The 16894-nt window shown below is 70.3% G+C and carries 14 protein-coding genes; 12 read left to right on the top strand and 2 right to left on the bottom strand.

The window, feature by feature from the left end; all coding sequences use genetic code 11:
• Window positions 1–15 precede the first annotated feature (15 nt).
• The gene (locus tag Q9G87_RS22550; RefSeq protein ID WP_305918401.1) at window positions 16–1716 is read left to right on the top strand and encodes a glycosyltransferase family 2 protein; all 1701 of its coding nucleotides are present in this window, start codon (window positions 16–18) and stop codon (window positions 1714–1716) included.
• 24 nt (window positions 1717–1740) lie between these two features.
• Here the strand turns inward: Q9G87_RS22550 and Q9G87_RS22545 are convergent, their stop codons facing one another.
• Window positions 1741–3213, bottom strand: a complete 1473-nt coding sequence (locus Q9G87_RS22545) for a glycosyltransferase family 2 protein (RefSeq protein WP_305918400.1) — start codon at window positions 3211–3213, stop codon at window positions 1741–1743.
• A 159-nt stretch (window positions 3214–3372) separates the two neighbouring features.
• On the opposite strand from Q9G87_RS22545, the gene thrC reads away from it, so the two are divergent.
• The 5 genes from thrC to Q9G87_RS22520 all read left to right on the top strand — a co-directional run bounded on the left by thrC (window position 3373) and on the right by Q9G87_RS22520 (window position 9933).
• The gene (thrC, locus tag Q9G87_RS22540; RefSeq protein ID WP_305918399.1) at window positions 3373–4431 is read left to right on the top strand and encodes a threonine synthase; all 1059 of its coding nucleotides are present in this window, start codon (window positions 3373–3375) and stop codon (window positions 4429–4431) included.
• A 24-nt stretch (window positions 4432–4455) separates the two neighbouring features.
• Window positions 4456–5361: a homoserine kinase gene (gene thrB / locus Q9G87_RS22535; protein ID WP_305918398.1), complete on the top strand. Its 906-nt coding sequence runs from the start codon at window positions 4456–4458 to the stop codon at window positions 5359–5361.
• 457 nt (window positions 5362–5818) lie between these two features.
• Entirely contained in the window at window positions 5819–7852 is a 2034-nt protein-coding gene (gene rho, locus Q9G87_RS22530) for a transcription termination factor Rho (protein ID WP_305918397.1), read from the top strand.
• Between the two features lie 172 nt (window positions 7853–8024).
• Window positions 8025–9287, top strand: coding sequence for a sensor histidine kinase (locus tag Q9G87_RS22525; RefSeq protein WP_305918396.1), 1263 nt, complete (start codon window positions 8025–8027; stop codon window positions 9285–9287).
• A gap of 10 nt (window positions 9288–9297) precedes the next feature.
• On the top strand, window positions 9298–9933 hold the full coding sequence (locus Q9G87_RS22520) for a response regulator (RefSeq protein ID WP_305918395.1): 636 nt from the start codon (window positions 9298–9300) through the stop codon (window positions 9931–9933).
• On the opposite strand, the gene Q9G87_RS22515 is transcribed toward Q9G87_RS22520, so the two are convergent.
• The gene (locus tag Q9G87_RS22515) at window positions 9934–10956 is read right to left on the bottom strand and encodes a hypothetical protein (protein ID WP_305918394.1); all 1023 of its coding nucleotides are present in this window, start codon (window positions 10954–10956) and stop codon (window positions 9934–9936) included. It abuts the gene before it with no gap.
• A 199-nt stretch (window positions 10957–11155) separates the two neighbouring features.
• Between Q9G87_RS22515 and rpmE the strand changes: the two genes are divergently transcribed.
• The 6 genes from rpmE to Q9G87_RS22485 all read left to right on the top strand — a co-directional run bounded on the left by rpmE (window position 11156) and on the right by Q9G87_RS22485 (window position 16868).
• Window positions 11156–11374 (top strand): 50S ribosomal protein L31, encoded by a 219-nt coding sequence (gene rpmE / locus Q9G87_RS22510; protein WP_305918393.1) that lies wholly within the window; start codon window positions 11156–11158, stop codon window positions 11372–11374.
• 84 nt (window positions 11375–11458) lie between these two features.
• Window positions 11459–12511, top strand: a complete 1053-nt coding sequence (gene prfA / locus Q9G87_RS22505) for a peptide chain release factor 1 (RefSeq protein ID WP_305918392.1) — start codon at window positions 11459–11461, stop codon at window positions 12509–12511.
• Complete coding sequence (gene prmC / locus Q9G87_RS22500) at window positions 12508–13362, top strand: peptide chain release factor N(5)-glutamine methyltransferase (protein ID WP_305918391.1); 855 nt, start codon at window positions 12508–12510, stop codon at window positions 13360–13362. The genes prfA and prmC overlap by 4 nt, the downstream gene beginning before the upstream one ends.
• 10 nt (window positions 13363–13372) lie before the next feature.
• Window positions 13373–14020, top strand: a complete 648-nt coding sequence (locus tag Q9G87_RS22495; RefSeq protein ID WP_305918390.1) for an L-threonylcarbamoyladenylate synthase — start codon at window positions 13373–13375, stop codon at window positions 14018–14020.
• A gap of 110 nt (window positions 14021–14130) precedes the next feature.
• Window positions 14131–16494 carry a hypothetical protein gene (locus Q9G87_RS22490; RefSeq protein ID WP_305918389.1) on the top strand — a complete coding sequence of 788 codons (2364 nt, stop codon included), beginning with the start codon at window positions 14131–14133 and terminating at the stop codon, window positions 16492–16494.
• Entirely contained in the window at window positions 16494–16868 is a 375-nt protein-coding gene (locus Q9G87_RS22485; protein ID WP_305918388.1) for a hypothetical protein, read from the top strand. Before Q9G87_RS22490 ends, Q9G87_RS22485 begins: the two co-directional genes overlap by 1 nt.
• The last annotated feature ends 26 nt before the right edge of the window (window positions 16869–16894 follow it).

Genomic DNA, 16894 nt, shown 5'->3' with positions numbered 1-16894 from the left:
GCTCAGGGAGGTTCGATGAGCACGCCCGGCGAGCTCGAGGTCCAGGCCGCCGGGAGCCGCCCGGGACGTGGACGCCTTGCCCGGGTGCGCGGCAACGACTACCGCGTGCTCCAGCCCCCGGACGGCTTCATCCCTGAGCTCACGGTCAGCGTGATCATTCCGGCCTACGGCGGGCAGGACAAGCTCGACCTGGTGCTGGCCGGGCTGGCCAGGCAGACCTACCCGGCCGAGCTCACCCAGGTCATCGTCGTCGACAACGGCAGCACGCCGCCGCTGCGCCTGGCGGAGGTCCGTCCCGCCCGCACCCGGTTGATCGTCTGCGCGGAGCCGGGCAGGGCCGCCGCCCGCAACGCCGGCCTGGCGGAGGCGACGGGGGATGTGATCCACTGGCTCGACTCCGACGTGGTGCTCACGCCCGGCGCGATCGAGGCGCACATGCGCTGGCACCACGCGGCACCGTACGTGGTCGTCACCGGCTACATCAGGTTCACCTCCGCCGAGGTGCCCGCTCGGCTGCCCGACGATCTGGAGAAGCACTTCGAGCCCGCCGAGCCGCACGCCTGGATCGTCGACCTCGTCGAGCGCACGAACGGGCTCACCGACAACCCGCAGCGCCCGTTCAGCCTGCATGTGGGCGGCGCGACCTCGGTCAACGCCCGGCTGGTCGCGGCGGCGGGGCCGATGGACGAGGAGCTGATCCTCGGCCAGGACACCGAGATGGGCTACCGGCTGAGTCAGGCGGGTGCGGTCTTCGTACCGGAGCCGTCGGCCCGCGCCTACCACCTCGGGCCGACGATGCGGATGCGCGACAAGCAGCCGATCGACCGGGTGAGCCACGCCTTGGTGGCCGACCGCATCCCGGCCTACCGCTGGCTGCGGGGGCATCCCGGCCGGCAGTGGAAGGTCCCGTACGTCACGGTCGTGGTGGACGGCACGGCAGGCTACGACTCGGTACGGGCGACGGTGGACGCCCTGCTCGCCGGCACCACGCCTGACATTTCCGTACTCCTCCTCGGCCCTTGGGACGATCTCCAGCACGAGCGCCGCGCCCCGCTCCGCGACCCCGACCTCGACCTGGTGCTGGTCCGCGGCCACTACCGGCACGAGGGCCGGGTACGCCTGTCCGCCGCCGAGGACGTCGACCCCGCCGTGCCTTTCGTGCTGCGGCTGCCGGCCGGCTGGATCCCCGGCGAGGACAGTCTGGCGCGCCTGCTCGACCTCGCCCGCGACGAAGGCCTCGGCCTGGTGAACGTGCTGCTCGACGAGTCGTCCCAAGGCGTCGTCGCGGTCCGCCTGGAACGTCTGTCCGCCTTCGCCAGGGCCCGCATCGTGGCCGAGCCGGGGGAGGACCTGGACGACGTGGTGGACGCGGTGTCCGGCGTGGCCTGGGTCGAGGCCGAGACGTACGGGTTCACCACCGAGGCGGCCTCGCCGCTCGGGCGGCGGAGCGCGTACCGGGCCCGGGTGGAGGCTCAGGCCGACGCCGCCCGGCTGGCCGCGGAGGCCGCCCGGCTGGCCAAAGAGGCCGAGCGGCTGCGCGAGCAGGTGGCCAAGTGGAGGGAGGAAGCCGGGCGCTGGCGCAAGACGGCCGTGGAGCTTCGCCGCGAGGTCGGCGCACTGCGCCGCCAGCTCTCCGCCGTCACCCGCACCCAGAAAAGCCTGCGCGGCCTGGTCTCCACGATGAAACGCACCTTGGGCAGACGCCTTCGCACCTGACCCGCCGGTGGGCGTGGGGGGGGGTCAGTTGGGGCGGAGGGCTGACTTCAGGCGGCGCAGGAGGGTCTTTTCCGCCGGTTCCGCGGACACCGCCATCGGGGCCGGGATGGTGACCGGGTCCGGCTGCTTGGGCGCGGGCCAGTAGCGGTCCGGGGGCTCATGGCGCACCCCATGGGTGGTGTCGATGACGGCGTCCAGATCGGCGCCAGGGCCGGCGAGCAACAGGGCGCGGCCCAACGCCGACGTACGCTCCAGACGCGCGGTCCGCCCCTCGGGGAGATCCACGATCAGGACGCCCGCGAGATCCTTCTGGACCGACTCGATCATGCGCTCCAGCGTCGCCTTGTGCAGCGGCACCTCCACCGGCCCGCGATAGCGGAACGGCGTCGGCGCAGGCGTGGGGGCGGCCTCGTCGATCAGGCGGATGCGTTCGTCGTGCGCGAACAGGTCACGCATCAGCCGCAGCTCGAAGCATGGATCCGACAACACCGACCGCCGCCCGGACTCCAGCCGCGACCAGGGCCCCACCAGCGTCACCACGACGTCCTGGAGCTTGCCGTCCAGCGCCGCCGCCACCGCCTGCCGCACCACGGACTCGGAGGTGTCGGTGACGTCGAGCACGATCTCCACGTACGGCACCAGCCACCGCCGCCCCCGATCCTTGCGCAGGTCCCTGCGCAGCGGGATCCGGTGCGCCAGATACGGCTCCACGGCCCGGACGGCCCGCTCCCGGTCACGGTGCTGCGCGGGCAGCCCCAGGTGCACGGCCTGCGCGTCCAGGTCGGGTACGAACACGACGCCGTGCATGGCCAGCCGGTAGGCGAACTCGGTGTCCCCGCCCCGCAGCACGGTCGGGTCGAGCCCGCCCACGGCGTGGAAGACCTCCCGGGGAAGCGCGAGCGTGGGCCCCGTGCACACGTGGTACGGATTGCGGCTCTTGCGCAGCCCGTCAGTCTTGGCGATCGTCGCCTCGGTGGAGCTGGGCGCGGCCCCGTCCAGGTCGAACAGCTCTCCCAGGTGTCCTGCCTGGAAGACCTCCTCCGGCGTGACCGGCGGCATCTCCACGAACCTCTTCATACCGATCGAGACCAGGTAGTCCGTCACGTGGTGCCAGCGGGCCAGGGCCTCGATGTGCTCGCGGCAGGCCACCATGTCGGAGTCGAGCCGCTGGATGATCTCGCCGTCGGCGGCGTTGGCGCCGGTGTTGACGGCGCTGGAGATGCCCCAGCCGTCCCGTACGGGAACGATGCGGGTGTTGACCGGCCGGATTTCGGGCAGCCGAATAGGTGGCCGGCTGCCGTCGTCGACGACGAGGACCTCCATCAGGTGGTCCGGGTACGTCTGCGCCGCCAGCGCGGCCAGCACCAGGTCGAGCTTGTCCTGCCCGCCGTGCGCGGGTATCACCACGCTCACGGAAAGGGCGGGCGACCAGGCGCCGAGCGGCGGCGTTGCCAGCGGTGAATAGTCGTTCTGCCTCAGAGCAGGACGCGCGTTCATGATGGTGACCCCCTGGGCTAGCACCTTATCGGGAGATACTGAGAATGTCCTGAATAGTGGCCCTGTCTAACCGGTACGTCCGACCGGTGGACGCGGATCCGTGCCGGCCGCCGGCACCCCGTACACTCGGTGCCCAACACCGCAGGTAGGGAGTCATCAATGAGCAGGTCGTGGCGTGGCCTCATCGAGGAATACCGCGAACGTCTTCCCGTCACGCCGAAGACGCCTGTCATCACGCTGCTTGAGGGCGGCACGCCGCTGGTGCCCGCGCACCGCGTGTCGGCGCTGACGGGGTGCGACGTCTACCTGAAGGTCGAGGGGGCCAACCCGACCGGCAGCTTCAAGGACCGTGGCATGACCATGGCCATCAGCAAAGCGGTCGAAGAGGGAGCCAAGGCGGTCATCTGCGCCTCGACCGGCAACACGTCGGCCTCGGCCGCGGCCTATGCCGTTCGCGCAGGGCTGACGTGCGCCGTTCTGGTGCCCCGGGGGAAGATCGCCATGGGCAAGCTGGCCCAGGCGCTCGTGCACGGCGCCACGCTGCTGCAGGTCGAGGGGTCGTTCGATGACTGCCTGGAGATGACCCGCAAGTTGTCCTCGAGCTATCCGATCGCGCTGGTCAACTCGGTCAACCCGTTCCGGCTGCAGGGACAGAAGACGGCCGCGTTCGAGATCGTGGACACCTTGGGCGACGCCCCTGACATCCACTGCATCCCCGTGGGCAACGCGGGCAACATCTCCGCCTACTGGATGGGCTACCAGGAATATTTCGCCGACGGCGTGGCGACCAAGCGGCCGCGCATGTTCGGGTTCCAGGCCAGCGGTGCGGCGCCGATCGTCGAGGGCGCGCCGGTGTTGCACCCGCACACGATCGCCACCGCGATCCGCATCGGCAACCCGGCGTCCTGGGGGCTCGCCACGGCGGCCCGCGACGAGTCCGGCGGGGCGATCCAGTCGGTGACCGACCGGCAGATCGCGGCGGCGTACAAGCTGCTCGCGCAGGAGGAGGGCGTGTTCGTGGAGCTGGCCTCGGCGGCCAGCGTCGCGGGCCTCCTGCAGGCGCACGCGCAGGGGCTGGTCGAGCCGGGGCAGCGCATCGTGTGCACGGTCACCGGCAACGGGCTCAAGGACCCGGACTGGGCCATCTCGGGGGCGCCGGCACCGGTGGTCATCCCCATCGACGTCCACGCCGCCGCGGCGGCGCTCAACCTCGCCTGACGGGGCTGACAGGGAGATGCGTGAATGAGGACCGTTGACATCCGCGTGCCCGCGACCTCGGCGAACCTGGGCCCGGGATTCGACGCGCTCGGCCTGGCGCTGAGCCTGTACGACGAGATCGAGGCGGCACTCACCGACGAGCCCGGCGTGCACGTCGCCGTGGAGGGCGAGGGCGCGGGGGAGGTCGATCTCGGCGAGGGGCACCTGATCGTCAAGACGATGCGCGAGACGTTCGCCCGCATGGGGGTCGCGCAGCCGGAGGGCATCCGCCTGCGCTGCCGCAACAGCATCCCGCACGCCCGGGGACTGGGCTCGTCCTCCGCGGCCGTCTGCGCCGGGATCCTGGCCGCCCGCGCGCTGTCCGGGGCCGAATTTCCCGACGACGAGGTGTTCGCGCTGGCCACCGAGATCGAGGGGCACCCGGACAACGTGGCGCCGTGCCTGGCCGGCGGATTGACCGTGGCATGGTTTGACCACACCGGGTCACCACGTATGGTGAAACTAACTCCCGACGAGCTGATCCGCCCTGTCGCCCTGATTCCGTCGGCGCGGCTGGCCACGGAGACCGCGCGGGGGTTGCTGCCGAAGGACGTGCCCCACAAGGACGCCTCCTTCAACGCCGGCAGGGCCGCGTTGCTGATAGCCGCGCTGACCCAGCGTCCGGAGCGAGGGCTCTTGCTCGCCGCCACAGAAGATCGACTCCATCAGCATTACCGCGCGCCTGCGATGCAGGCGAGCGCCGATCTGGTAGAACGTCTCCGTGCAGTGGGCGTGCCCGCGGTCGTTTCGGGAGCGGGTCCCACGGTTCTTGCGTTTTCGACATCGGATACGCAGGATTTGATCGCGCCAGAAGTGGGTAATGACTGGCACATCCAGCTAATGGACGTCGACCCGGTTGGTGCGAACGTTCAGTTCCCCGAGACACGCTGATGCCTCTTTAGACCTTCAGGGAATAGCCGTGTGCGCTGGTGATGTTAGGCTGGTAGCCGCACCAGATGCCCCCTTGGTGGGTGCGTGCTTGTCAGCCACACATCGCTGCATCTCGCTTCACGTCGCGAGGCGTGGGCGGCGCGGCTGTCTCCCCGAAATCAATAGCCTCCGGTTGGCCCACACCCGGTTGGCCTTGAACGAGGCGGCGACGACGGGGATCTGCGCGTTCGATTCACATCGACATCTGGTTGGCGACAGCAATCTGGGGGGTGTCAGCCACGCGCCACGGCCCATTGGCGGCGTGGACCAGCCCCTCCCCAAGAGTGGCGGCCGTCTCCAGCGACAGCCGAAGATCGCAAAGTGCACCCCGACCCGGTCTGTCCCGCCGGATCGCAAGCACCTCCGGGACGCCCGGCAGAACAAAACCGGCGCCCGACCCCTGGGAAGGACCTTTTAGTTGAGCGACACCACCGAACTCCTCTCCGACGCATCAGGCGCAGAGCCGGCGTCCGGCGACACCCCCACTCGCGCTCCGGCCAAGCCGCGTGCGCGTCGCTCCGGCACCGGCCTGTCCGCCAAGGTGCTGCCCGAGCTGCAGAAAATAGCGGCGGAGCTGGGCATCAGCGGGACCGGGCGCATGCGGAAGAGCCAGCTCATCGCGGCCATCCAGGAGAAGCAGGGTGGCGGCGCAGGAGAAGGCACGCCGGCTCCCGCGGCCGCCGCCGAGGCGCCTGCGGCCACGCCGGAGGCGGCCCCGGCCGCCGAGCGGCCCACCCGTGCGCGCAGGGAACGTTCCCGCGCCAAGACCGCCGAAGAGCCCGCCCCGCAGCCCGTTGTGGCCGCGCCGGAGCCCGTGGCCGCGGCGCCCGAACCTGTCGTCGCACCGGCCGAGCCGGTCGTGGAGCAGCAGCCCCAGGCCGTTGAGGCCGCGCAGGGCGAAGGTCGCGGCGAGCGTGGCGAGAGCCGCAGGGAGCGCCGTACCCGCGGCGAGCGTCGTGAGCGCGGCGAGCGTTCCGGCAGCGACCGCGGTGAGGGCGGTCGTGCGGAGAACATCGGCCGCGGCGACCAGCGCGTCGCCGACGCGGGTGGCCGTGGCGACCAGCGCGGTGACCAGCGTGGCGACCTGCGCAGTGACCAGCGTGGTGACCAGCGCAGTGACCAGCGTGGCGACCAGCGCAGTGACCAGCGCAGTGACCAGCGCAGTGACCAGCGTGGCGACCAGCGTGGCGACCAGCGCGGTGGCGGCGACGAGGACGAGCGCGGCGGGCGCGGTCGCAGGGGCCGCTTCAGGGAGCGCAACCGCGGCCGAGGCCGTGACCGCTTCGAGAGCGGCGAGCCCGTCGTCAGCGACGACGACGTGCTCATCCCGATCGCCGGCATACTGGACATCCTCGACAACTACGCGTTCGTCAGGACCAGCGGCTACCTGCCGGGCAGTAACGACGTTTACGTCTCGCTCGCCCAGATCCGCCGCAACGGCCTGCGCAAGGGCGACGTCATCACCGGCGCCGTCCGGCAGCCCCGCGACGGCGAGCGGCGCGAGAAGTTCAACGCCCTGGTCCGCCTTGACACCGTCAACGGCATGGACCCGGAGCAGGCCCGCAACCGGCCGGACTTCAACAAGCTGACGCCGCTCTACCCGCAGGAACGCCTGCGCCTGGAGACCGAGCACAACATCCTGACCACGCGGATCATCGACCTCGTGTCGCCGATCGGCAAGGGCCAGCGTGGCCTCATCGTCTCGCCGCCCAAGGCCGGTAAGACGATGGTGCTGCAGGCCATCGCCAACGCGATCACCCGCAACAACCCCGAGTGCCACCTGATGGTCGTGCTCGTGGACGAGCGGCCTGAAGAGGTCACCGACATGCAGCGGTCGGTCAAGGGCGAGGTCATCCACTCGACCTTCGACCGTCCCGCCGAAGACCACACCACGGTCGCCGAGCTCGCCATCGAGCGGGCCAAGCGCCTGGTGGAGCTGGGCCACGACGTGGTCGTCCTGCTCGACTCGATCACCCGCCTCGGCCGCGCCTACAACCTGGCGGCCCCGGCGTCCGGTCGCATCCTGTCGGGTGGTGTCGACTCCACGGCGCTCTACCCGCCCAAGCGCTTCTTCGGCGCCGCCCGCAACATCGAAAACGGCGGCTCGCTGACGATCCTCGCCACGGCCCTGGTCGAGACCGGGTCCAAGATGGACGAGGTCATCTTCGAGGAGTTCAAGGGCACCGGCAACATGGAGCTCAAGCTCAACCGGTCCCTGGCTGACAAGCGGATCTTCCCGGCGGTGGACGTGGACGCGTCCGGCACCCGTAAGGAAGAGATCCTCATGGTCAGGGAAGAGCTCCAGGTCGTCTGGAAGCTGCGGCGCGTGCTGCACGCGCTGGACATGCAGCAGGCTCTTGAGCTGCTCCTGGAGCGGATGAAGGACACCAAGTCCAACGCGGAGTTCCTCCTCCAGGTCCAGAAGACCACGGTGGGCAACGACCGCGACTAGCGGCTCCTGTAGGAAAAGGGGCGGCAGGGGTTCTCCCTGCCGCCCCTTTTTCCTTGATACGGAGCGGGCGGACGGGTATGGGGCGCTGGTGTGGCGATGGTGGGGGTAGCCCTACCTCGGGCCGGACGGCAGCCACATTCACGCGCGCCGCTCCGGCGGGCAGGCTTGGGGCATGCGATCGGTGGCGTTGAAAGACCGCGTGCCGTTCGGGCCGAAAGGCCCGCTGGGGGTCCTGGTCGATCCGATGACGTGGCGTGCGGCACCGTACTTGCTGGTCAGCGTGGCGTTCGGGCTCGGCTGGTTCATCGTGTTATCGCTGGCGGTGCCGACCTCGCTCTCGCTCACGGTCCTCTGGGTCGGCGTGCCCCTCACGATGGCGACCATGCTGATGTGGCGCGGCGGGGCGATGCTGGAGCGCAGGATACTGGGGGCGGCGCTGGGGGTCAGGATTCCGGACCCGTACCGGAGCCGTCCCGAGCGGGGGCTGGGCGCGCACATCCGCTGGCTGGTGACGGATCCGGCGACCTGGAAGGACCTGGGCTATCTGCTGATGCTGCTGCCGCTCGGGCTGGTGGAGGCGGTGGCGTCGGCAGCGTTGTGGATCGCCACGGGCGGTTTGCTGCTCGCGCCCTTCATCCTGGCGATCGATGAGGCGATGGGGGAGGGCGAATACTTCATCGAGGAATGGACGGCCGCCTGGGTGGCCACGTTCTTCGGCGTCGTGCTGCTCGTGCTGACCGCGTACCTCGTGCGGGGGATGGCCTGGCTGCACGGGACCCTCGCCGTGGTGCTGCTCGGCGGCAGCGAGGAGGAGCGGCTGCGGGCCAGCCGTGCCCGGGGCATCGACGCGGCCGAGACGGAGCGGCGCAGGATCGAGCGCGATCTGCACGACGGCGCGCAGCAGCGGCTGCTGTCCGTCGCGGTGGACCTGGGACGGGCACAGGCCAAGTTCGACGCCGAGCCCGAGGAGGCCAGGATGCTCATCGCGCAGGCGCACGCGGGCACCAAGGCCGCCATCGCCGAGCTGCGCAACCTGGCCAGGGGCATCCATCCGGCCATCCTGAGCGACCGCGGGCTGGACGCGGCCCTGTCCGGGCTGGCCGCGCGAGCGCCCATTCGCGTGGACGTGTCGGTCGAGCTGGAGGAGCGGCCGCCGGCCGCGGTGGAGAGCATCGCCTACTTCATCGTCGCGGAGTCACTGGCCAACATGGCCAAGCACGCGGCCGCGACGGAGGCGTCGGTGTCGGTGTTCAGGGACCGTCGCGGCGTGATCGTCGACGTGTGGGACAACGGGGTCGGCGGCGCCGTCGTCACCCCCGGCGGCGGGCTGTCGGGACTGGCCGACCGGGCGGCCACCATCGACGGCGTGCTCGTGGTGCACAGCCCCATCGGCGGGCCCACGATCGTGCGTGCGGAGCTGCCCTGCGAGTGGTAGTCATGTGGCCATGCGTGTGGTCATCGCCGAGGATTCCGTACTGCTGCGGGAAGGGCTGGCCCGGTTGCTCGCCGACGGCGGCATCGAGACCGTGGCGAGCGTCTCCGACGGGCCCGCGCTGGAGGCGGCGGTGCTGGAGCACGACCCCGACCTGGCGATCGTCGACGTGCGCATGCCGCCCACGCACACCGACGAGGGCCTGCGGGCGGCGCTGCGGGTCCGCCAGGCCCGCCCGGACTTCCCCATCCTGGTCCTGTCGCAGTACGTCGAGGAGCGCTACGCGGGCGACCTCATCGGCAAGGCCGTCGGCTACCTGCTGAAGGAGCGGGTGGCCGACGTGGCCGAGTTCCTGGAGGCGGTGCGGCAGGTGGCGGCGGGCGGCACGGTCATCGACCCCGAGGTGGTCGTGCAGCTGCTCAGCCGCCAGCGCCGCGGCGCCCCGCTCGACACGCTCTCCCCCCGCGAGCGCGAGGTCCTCGCGCTGATGGCCGAGGGCCGCTCGAACACCGCCATCGCCGCCCGCCTCGTCGTCACCGAAGGGGCGGTCGAGAAGCATATTTCCGGCATCTTCGCCAAGCTGGCCCTCGGGCCGGCGCCCGAGGACCATCGGCGTGTGCTGGCCGTGCTGACCTATCTCGGCCGCTAGTTACCTGACGTCCACGAACTCCTGGGGCGACAGCGAGCTCCGCGTCGTCTTCGTGCCGGGCACCCTGACCCGGAAGTAGCCGTCCTTCTTGGCCGTGTACGTCTTGGCGTACTTGCCGGTCGAGGTGGCCTTGGCGAAGCCCATGAGCTTGTACGTCTTGGTGCCCTTGGCCTTGAAGTACACCTCCACGATCTTGCCCTTGTACGCCTTCGTGCCGCGGTAGACCTTGCCGTACACCTTGAACGTCTTGCCCTTGGTCACCTTGTTCGGCGCGGCGATCGTGACCCGCGACTTGGCCTTCTTGGACGCGCCGCCCTCGGGCGCCACGACCGTGAACGCCGCCACGCCCTTGAGCGTCTCGCCGCCCTTGTGCGCGTACACCTCGAGGGTCCAGTCGCCGGGGGTGCTGTCGTCGGCGAAGTACGTGCTCCCGCGGTAGCGGCCGTCCGCCTCCTTGGCCAGGTCGCCCAGGTCGTAGAACTCGCCGCCCGCGTCGCTGACGAGCTTGGCCGACACCGTGGTCGCGTCCTTTACCGACGCCTCCACCGAGACCTGGACGTCCTTGCCCTTGACGAGCTGGACGGGGTTCGGGCTGACCTTCGCGCCGGTGATCCCCTGCTTGCCGGAGACCTTGACCACGAACGGCGTGGTATTGGCGCCGGTGTCGCGGGTGACGACGACGCTCAGTTTCCACTCGCCGGCCGGGTCGTCCTTGCTGATCGGCCACTTGCCGGTGAGCTTCTGCGTCGCCGCGGTGTCGCCCGTCCTGAAGTCGAACGTCACCGTTTTCGCCGCCTTGCCCGGCGGTTCGATGGAGCCGGTGACGCCGGAGACCTTGGACGGCTCCTTGAGCGTGAGCGTCACGACGCCTTCGACGTCGTTCTGGAGCGGGATGGACGCGCTGGCGGAGGCGTCCCCCGTGAAGTCGTCGGCCATCGTGGCGGCGGCGCTCACACCGGTGCCCGCGAGGAGAACGGCGGCCCCCATGGCGATCGCGAGCAGCGATCGCACCCTTCTCTTCATGCCTGGGATCCTTACCAAAGTGAGGGATGGTGGCAGGGAGCCTAATGTGACATTCGGACCTCTGCTGCGTAGATCGCGGGGAATGTCCGATGGCCTGGGATGGTTCGACGATCTGGCACACTGGTAGCTGACCGTTTTGCGGTTCCGGTTCCCGCCATGCATGAAGGCGACCCGGCGGCCGCGCCCCGAAAGGACAGCGATGAAGCCCGACATCCACCCTGACTACAACGTGACGCAGGTGACCTGTTCCTGCGGCAACACGTTCACCACGCGCAGCACCGCCAAGAACGGCGTGATCCACGCCGACGTGTGCTCTGCCTGCCACCCGTTCTACACCGGCAAGCAGAAGATCCTCGACACCGGCGGCCGGGTGGCGCGCTTCGAGAAGCGCTTCGGCAAGAAGGCCACGGGCAAGTAGCTTCACTCACGCCGGCCCGGACGCTCGAGCGAGCGCCGGGTCGGCGTTGTTGGTGAAGAACCCGAAACGACTGAAGGACGCACGGTGAACCTCGACGAGTTGCTCAAGGAGTATTCCGAGCTGGAGCTGCAGCTCGCCGACCCCGCCGTGCACGCTGACCAGAGCAAGGCCCGCACCCTCGGCAGGCGCTACTCCCAGCTCACGCCGATCGTCGGCACCTACCGCGAGCTGGAGTCCGTCCGCGAGGACCTGACCGCAGCCAAGGAGCTGGCCGGCGAGGACGAGTCGTTCGCGGCGGAGGCCGCCGAGCTCGAAGGGCGCGTTCCTCAGCTGGAGGAGCGGCTCAAGCACCTGCTCATCCCGCGTGATCCCAACGATGACAAGGACATCATCATGGAGATCAAGGCGGGCGAGGGCGGCGAGGAGTCCGCGCTGTTCGCGGGTGACCTGCTGCGGATGTATCTGCGCTACGCCGAGCGTCTCGGCTGGAAGACCGAGGTCATCGACTCCCAGCCGTCCGACCTGGGCGGATACAAGGACGTCACGGTCGGCATCAAGGCCAAGGGCGACGAAGGCGTGTGGTCCAGGCTCAAGTTCGAAGGCGGCGTGCACCGCGTGCAGCGGGTGCCGGTCACCGAGTCACAGGGCCGCATCCACACCAGCGCCGCGGGCGTGCTCGTCTACCCGGAGGCGGAGGACGTCGACGTCCAGATCGACCCCAACGACCTGCGCATCGACGTCTACCGCTCCAGCGGCCCCGGCGGCCAGAGCGTCAACACCACCGACTCCGCGGTCCGCATCACCCACCTGCCCACCGGCGTGGTCGTCTCCTGCCAGAACGAGAAGAGCCAGCTGCAGAACAAGGAGTCGGCGCTGCGCATCCTGCGGGCCCGGCTGCTGGTCATGGCGCAGGAGGAGGCCGACGCCGCCGCGCAGGCGGAGCGCAAGTCCCAGGTGCGCACGGTCGACAGATCGGAGCGCGTCCGCACCTACAACTTTCCGGAAAACCGCATTTCCGACCATCGTGTCGGCTTCAAGGCGTACAACCTCGACCAGGTTCTCGACGGCGAGCTCAACGCCGTGACGCAGGCCCTCATCGACGCCGAGATGGCGGAGAAGCTCGCACAACACTCATGACATTTCTGCTGGACGAGATCGCCCTCGCCACCGCGCGGCTGGCCGAGGCTGGCGTGCCCTCACCGCGCACCGACGCGGAGGAGATCGCGGCCTTCGTCCACGGCGTGCGCAGGAGCGAGCTCCACACGGTCAAGGACGGCGACTTCGACGCGTTGTTCTGGGAGGGCGTGGCCAGGCGCGCGGCCCGGGAGCCGCTGCAGCACATCACCGGGCACGCCTACTTCCGCTACCTGGAGCTCTCGGTCGGGCCGGGCGTGTTCGTGCCGCGGCCGGAGACCGAGGTGATGGCCGGCTGGGCGATCGAGACGCTGCGCGAGATGGACGTGACCGCTCCGCTCGTGGTCGACCTCGGCACCGGGTCCGGCGCCATCGCGCTCTCGATCGCCCAGGAGGTGGCGCTGGCCGAGGTCCACGCCGTGGAGGTCGACCCCGCGGCGTACACGTGGGCCAAGCGCAACATCTCCGAGCACGGCCAGGGCCGTACGCACTTGCACCCCGAGGATCTCGCCGAGGCGCTACCCGAGCTCAACGGCAAGGTGGACCTGGTGATCTCCAACCCGCCCTACATCCCGCCCGGCGGGATCCCGCGCGACCCCGAGGTGCGCGACTACGACCCCACGCGGGCGCTCTACGGCTCCGGCGACGACGGGCTCGGCGAGGTGCGCGCGGTCGAGCGCACCGCCCGCCGCCTGCTGCGACCCGGTGGCTGGGTCGCCGTCGAGCACGCCGACGAGCAGGGCAGGGCCGTCTATCTGACTTTCCCCGAGGACAACGGCTGGCGCGACGTGCGGCTACGCCAAGACCTCACGAGAAGAGATCGTTTCGTCACCGCAAGGCTGGGCCAGGAATAGGATTCTTGCCGTGGGAAGACGTTTTGACTGCTCAGACCCCGAGCAGCGGGCCGAGGGCCTGCAGGAGGCCGCCGCTGCCGTGCGCAGGGGCGAGCTCGTGGTGCTGCCGACCGACACCGTCTACGGCATCGGCGCCGACGCGTTCACGCCGTCGGCGGTGACCGCGCTGCTGGACGCGAAGGGGCGCGGCCGTGACATGCCGCCGCCCGTTCTCGTCGGCACCGTCAGAGCCGCCACAGCGCTCATAGACGACATGGGAGCCTACGGCCAGGACCTGATAGACGCCTTCTGGCCTGGGCCGCTCACGCTCGTCTGCAAGGCCAACAGGGCCCTTTCCTGGGACCTGGGGGACACCAAGGGCACGGTGGCCGTGCGCATGCCGCTCGACTCGGTCGCGCTCGAGCTGCTCAAGGAGACCGGGCCCATGGCGGTCTCCAGCGCCAACCGCTCCGGCGCCCCGGCCGCCACGACGGCTGAGGAGGCCGAGGAGCAGCTCGGTGAGTCGATCGCGGTCTACCTCGACGGCGGCAAGACCACCGACAACACGCCGTCCACCATCCTCGACCTGACCACGGCCGTGCCCAGGATGTTGCGTCGCGGCGCGATCCCGGTGGAGAAGCTCCGCGGCATCATCGGCTACGTCGCCACTGACGACTGATCGGTTGACCCGGCAGGCCGACGTATACCGTCTGCTTATCCCGGCTGCGGCCGCGCTCCTCCCAAGATTACGGTGAGGCCCGGAGCGGCTATTGGTCCGGGGAGTGGTTCATGGGCAAGTTCGATGGCATGGATCCCAAGCTGGTCCGTGATCTGCTGTCCGAGGTGAAACACGCGGCCACGCAGATGCGTACGGCCGAGGATCGGGTCAGGTTCGAGTTGAACCGGGCCGGGTTGTCCGCCCAGACCACGCACCGTCCCGTCCAGATCGCCGACGCGGCCGAGGAGATGGTCAGGGATGTGAACAAGCGGCTCGAGGTCCTGGAGAAACGGGTCGACGAGCCGCGGGGGACAGGGGACGCACCTCGGTCCGGGGGCGGGGCCACGGACGACGACGAGCCCAAGGACGTGCGCGGGGAGCAGGACAGGTACGAAAATCCGCGCGCCGGTGAGAAGCCCGACGAGGTGACCCCCAAGGACGATGACGTCAAAACGGGCGAGGAACCCAGGACCGGGTCGGACGGCAAGACGGACGCCGACGGTAAGACGGGTTCGGACGGCAAGACCGATGCCGACGGTAAGACGGGTTCGGACGGCAAGACCGATGCCGACGGCAGGACGGGCTCGGACGGGGAGACCGGCTCCGACGGGAAGACGTGCGACGACGCCGACGACACTGGGATCGGCAAGGACACGGGGACGGGCAAGGACACCGGCGTGGACGCGGACTCCAGGAGCGACGGAGGCGTAGGCACTGGCGGGGACGCGGGCACCGGTGGGGACGTCGGCACTGGCGGCGACACTGGCACCGACGACATTGGGACTGGTGGGGACGTTGGCACCGGTGGGGATCCCGGGACTGGCGGGAATATCGGTGAACAGCCCGCCGATCAGCCCAAGGATGACGATCTGGACAGTCGGCGCGAGCGCGGGGCCGAGGCGGACGGCGGTGGGACGGACACGGGTGCCGCGGCGGACACCCCGGCCAAGGACCACCCCGACGACACCGATGCCACCAAGCCGCAGGTCGTGGTGGTGGACGGCGTCAAGGTCCTGCAGATACCCCTCGACCCGCCCACGGCCGAGCAGATAGAAGACCTGCTGGAGAACACCGACAAGGTCCAGCCGGCCGAAATGCCGAAGATGCCGGCCGACGCCACCGCCGCCTCGAACGTCAACGCCTGGGCCAACGACGGCAGCGACGTCGTCTCCGCCGACGCCACCCCGCCCAACCTGGACGCGCTGAAGACGGTGATCGAGAACCACCGCGACATCCCACCCCTGGACATGCCGGGGGTGGAGGTTCCGGCGGGTGAGTACGGCAAGGGCCAGTGGGCCGAACGCGAAATCCGCCCGGACGGCGACCCGGGCTCCATCGCCCACGGCGGGCCGCCCACGGCCATGGGCGACCAGGTGACCCTCCCGCCGACGTCATCGGCCTCGGACGGCACCGGCCTGACGGCCACATCGGGCGCAGGCGGCTCCGGTCCGTCCGCCACGGGCGGCGGCACGACGGGCGCCTATCCGGCGGACGGGTACGGTTCGGTGGGCATCACGCCGATCGATGATCCCTCCTCGGCCTCGCAAGCCGACGATGCCTGCGACTCCGCCGCGGGCACCACGCCGGATGGCACGGGCACCACGCCCGACGGTAAGGGCACCACGCCCGACGGTAAGGGCACCACGCCCGACGGTAAGGGCACCACGCCCGACGGCAAGGACACCACGCCTGGGGCCACGGGCACACGGTCCGGGGATGCGGATGGCACACCGGGCGGCACCGGGACGACGCCCGGTGGCACCGGCGCGACGCCGGGCGACACCCCGTCGGACAGCGACACCGGCGTACGGATCCCGCCCACGCCACCCGCTGGCGATGCCGGCGCGAACCCGGGAGCCGCCGGCGACGCCCCCGGCGCGGGGACAGCCGATGAGCCCCGCACCACGACACCGGACATGCGGCCCGATGCCGGTGGCACCACGCCGAGCGGCGCTCACGGCACCACGCCGGACGGCATCTACAGCGGTGGGCCGGATGGGGTGCACGGCGCCACGCCGGACGGCATCTACAGCGGTGGGCCGGAGGGCGTTCACAGCGGTGCGCCGGATGGCGTGCACGGTGGCGCGGTGGCCGACGCTTACGGTGACCGGCGCGCCGAAGCCGATGGTGCGATGTCGGCGGGCGGGTACGACGTGGCGGCCGTCGCCGAGGCAGGCGGCGAGGCCGAGAGCCGGTCGGGGGTCGAGGCGTGGGCGAGCGACGACAGCGACGTGGTCTCCATAGACGTCCCCCCACCCCACCTCGAAGCCCTGACGACAGTGATCGAGAACCACCGCGACATCCAGCCGCAGGAGATGCCCTCTGTGCAGATCCCGCCCGGCGAGTACGGCAAAGGCGAGTGGGCGCCTGAGGACATCCGCCCGGACGGCCCGCCGGGTGCGGTCGATCCCAGCACGCCGGAAAGGAGCTCCTGATGTACGTCGATCCTCCTGCCCCCAAGGCCTGGACCAACAAGTCCCGCCCTCCGGAGGAGACCGCCGGATCGCTGGCGACCCCGCCGGGCGCCCACCGGTACAACCCCGAGTACGAGCGGCTGGTCGACGCATGGAACGCCGTCATGCCCCAGCTGAATGCGCTCAAAACGGCCCTGGACAAGGCCTACAGCCTGGCCAGGAGCCCCCAGACGTGGGACGCCCCGGTGGGCGAGCGCTATGTCCAGGACATCCGCGAATGGCGCACCAGGCTGGCGGCCTACCGCCATGCGGTGCTGACGGCGATCAGCGACCGCGCGGCGGACACTCCACAGTGGCTGCCGGCCTCGGCAGTCATGCCGCGCTACCCCGGGTAACCCCACCTTGTGGGCGAACCGGACAT

It is taken from the genome of Nonomuraea turcica (assembly GCF_030718205.1).
Classification (GTDB): Bacteria; Actinomycetota; Actinomycetes; order Streptosporangiales; family Streptosporangiaceae; genus Nonomuraea.
Note: the sequence above shows the minus strand (reverse complement) of the source record. Positions and strands in the feature narration are given on the sequence as shown.

Excerpts from the sequence above, each read along its gene's own strand:
- Q9G87_RS22550 (WP_305918401.1), top strand. The coding sequence starts at position 16 with ATGAGCACGCCCGGCGAGCTCGAGGTCCAGGCCGCCGGGAGCCGCCCG.
- Q9G87_RS22545 (WP_305918400.1), bottom strand. The coding sequence starts at position 3,213 with ATGAACGCGCGTCCTGCTCTGAGGCAGAACGACTATTCACCGCTGGCA.
- thrC (WP_305918399.1), top strand. The coding sequence starts at position 3,373 with ATGAGCAGGTCGTGGCGTGGCCTCATCGAGGAATACCGCGAACGTCTT.
- thrB (WP_305918398.1), top strand. The coding sequence starts at position 4,456 with ATGAGGACCGTTGACATCCGCGTGCCCGCGACCTCGGCGAACCTGGGC.
- Q9G87_RS22525 (WP_305918396.1), top strand. The coding sequence starts at position 8,025 with ATGCGATCGGTGGCGTTGAAAGACCGCGTGCCGTTCGGGCCGAAAGGC.
- Q9G87_RS22520 (WP_305918395.1), top strand. The coding sequence starts at position 9,298 with ATGCGTGTGGTCATCGCCGAGGATTCCGTACTGCTGCGGGAAGGGCTG.
- Q9G87_RS22515 (WP_305918394.1), bottom strand. The coding sequence starts at position 10,956 with ATGAAGAGAAGGGTGCGATCGCTGCTCGCGATCGCCATGGGGGCCGCC.
- rpmE (WP_305918393.1), top strand. The coding sequence starts at position 11,156 with ATGAAGCCCGACATCCACCCTGACTACAACGTGACGCAGGTGACCTGT.
- prmC (WP_305918391.1), top strand. The coding sequence starts at position 12,508 with ATGACATTTCTGCTGGACGAGATCGCCCTCGCCACCGCGCGGCTGGCC.
- Q9G87_RS22490 (WP_305918389.1), top strand. The coding sequence starts at position 14,131 with ATGGGCAAGTTCGATGGCATGGATCCCAAGCTGGTCCGTGATCTGCTG.
- Q9G87_RS22485 (WP_305918388.1), top strand. The coding sequence starts at position 16,494 with ATGTACGTCGATCCTCCTGCCCCCAAGGCCTGGACCAACAAGTCCCGC.